General features: G+C 63.6%; 1 protein-coding gene and 2 pseudogenes. 2 read left to right on the top strand and 1 reads right to left on the bottom strand.

Features of this window, described 5'->3' with window-relative positions; all coding sequences use genetic code 11:
* Positions 1-99: 99 nt before the first annotated feature.
* Both F563_RS23625 and F563_RS25275 read left to right on the top strand, forming a co-directional pair.
* Positions 100-351 (top strand): annotated as a pseudogene (locus tag F563_RS23625) (integrase core domain-containing protein); the annotation flags it as partial.
* 58 nt (positions 352-409) lie between these two features.
* Positions 410-866 (top strand): annotated as a pseudogene (locus F563_RS25275) (DDE-type integrase/transposase/recombinase); the annotation flags it as partial.
* A 40-nt stretch (positions 867-906) separates the two neighbouring features.
* Here the strand turns inward: F563_RS25275 and F563_RS25210 are convergent.
* Positions 907-1,562: hypothetical protein (locus F563_RS25210; protein ID WP_162140612.1), on the bottom strand; the 656-nt coding region annotated here is incomplete at its 5' end.

Genomic DNA, 1,562 nt, shown 5'->3' with positions numbered 1-1,562 from the left:
GGCTCCGCCGCCCGGCCGCTCCAGCCAGCACAGATTTTCGGCTACAACCCCGGCGGGCTCTCACAATGAACGCGGGACCAACGGGGGGCAGGTCAGGCCGTCCACCCCATCAACGGGCGCATGCGCGATGAGCTCCTGAACGAGAGCCTGTTCTTCGGCATCGCCCATGCGCGCGGCGCCATCGCCGAATGGAGGCAGGACTTCAACACCGCGAGACCGCATTCCTCGCTCGGATACCAGACCCCGGCGGCTTTCGCCGGAACCCTCGTCGCAACCGGCTCGAACGCTTCGCTCGATAAGGGCTTCGCGTCTCCACCGGTTGCTCAACCCGCGCCCTACAGCGCAACATGAACTGCTGAGGCTCTAATCGCCGCTGGATGACAGTTCAGTGGCAGGTCACCACTGGCGGTCACGCCGCACCATCGGCTGGCGCGTCTCGCGGAGAGCGCGGACGGCCTTCGTGCGCGATGGCCTGTGGAGCGGGCGCTGCACGATCGGCGCCCCGTGCGTGGCGCTGGTCTGCTGCATCCCAGTGATCGCGGCGTACAGTGCGTCTCCATCCGCTACACCGAGCGCTTGGCACAGGCGGGCATCGAGCTCTCCGTCGGCAGCGTGGGCGATAGCTACGGGCCGAAGGCAACGCCCGCAGGGCGGTACAACGCGCTGGCCGAGAGCATGATCGGCGTGTTCAGACCGAACTCATCCGCCGCCGCGGCCCGTGGCGCAGCCTCGAGGCCGTCGAGTTTGCCACCCTCGAGTGGGTGGACTGGTTCAACCACCGACGCCCGCTCGGGCCGATCGGGAAGGTCCCTCCCGCCGAGGCGTGGTACCATGCCCACCCGCAGGAGACTGCGCTGGCAGCATGACTCACACTGAAACGCCACCGGCAATACCGGCGCAGTTCAGTCAGACGAGAATGAACTGATCGGCGTCGAATTTGGCACCTTTGTGTAGCGTAATAGAGCCACCTTCGAATCCCAATACCAGGTGCGCCCCCTGTTTAGTCACACTCAGGCTTTCACGCGACATTTCCTCGAACAGAATACGGTCCTGCTGTTGATTGAAATCCATGATCCTGTAAGTCCCAGGATCGCGGACCAAGATAAGATCCCGGCCGCTCCCCGTGGTGACTGACACGCTGCCACCGCTCAAAATGAAGATATCCCTACCGCTTGACCCCGCCATATTGGTGCCCGGAGGGGATGTGTGCAGCATGAACCCCGCATTCCCGGAACCCATCATGCTCTGACTCAGCGGAGCAAGATTGATGCCGTTATACGACACCTGAGAGAGATGGACTCCGCTTGCGCCTTCGAACCAGACGTTGAACTGTGAGCTTCCGCCACTGTTGAACTTGACCGCGACGTCTCCGGCAAAATGTTCAGAGCCAAGATTGCCCTGGAACACGACTACGCCGTCGACCGCAATCCCGACGACGCCACTGCTGGCCGCGTTGGTCGTGAAGCTGAAAGACACGACATCGTTGCCGGTACCGACTGTGATATGGCCAGGGTCCAGAACCAACGGCGGCTCGGGCGCCGGGGCGGGCGGGGGCGATGCCG

The sequence above is a fragment of the Elioraea tepidiphila DSM 17972 genome, from assembly GCF_000378465.1.
GTDB classification, from domain to species: domain Bacteria; phylum Pseudomonadota; class Alphaproteobacteria; order Acetobacterales; family Acetobacteraceae; genus Elioraea; species Elioraea tepidiphila.
This window is presented reverse-complemented; position numbering and strand designations above follow the sequence as displayed.